The sequence below is a fragment of the Pseudomonas juntendi genome (assembly GCF_009932375.1).
GTDB lineage: Bacteria > Pseudomonadota > Gammaproteobacteria > Pseudomonadales > Pseudomonadaceae > Aquipseudomonas > Aquipseudomonas juntendi.
In genome coordinates this window covers 1-262 of sequence record NZ_BLJG01000586.1, presented here as the reverse complement: position 1 = coordinate 262, position 262 = coordinate 1, and the positions used below count along the sequence as shown (strand labels likewise).

The 262-nt window shown below is 66.0% G+C and carries 1 pseudogene; it reads right to left on the bottom strand.

The features are described from left to right. Nucleotides 1-46 precede the first annotated feature (46 nt). Nucleotides 47-262 (bottom strand): annotated as a pseudogene (locus tag GYA94_RS27385) (structural protein P5); the annotation flags it as partial.

Genomic DNA, 262 nt, shown 5'->3' with positions numbered 1-262 from the left:
CCCAACAGACCGGCGGCCAGGCGGCCCCCCTCCATCGGTGCCAAAATCATGCCAAGGCCCGCCGGATACCCTCATCGATCACCTCGGCCTTGTACGGGTTCCCGCCGTTCTCATGGGTGATGATGCCCACCACAGCCTCGCGCAGCACCCGTGGGTCGGAGATGTCGATGGAGTCGCGCACACCTACACCGAGCCGTTTGGCGACGGCCTGGGCGTAAGCCAGAGTGTTGTTCTCGCTGGCCGGCGCCAAACGGCTCGGTGT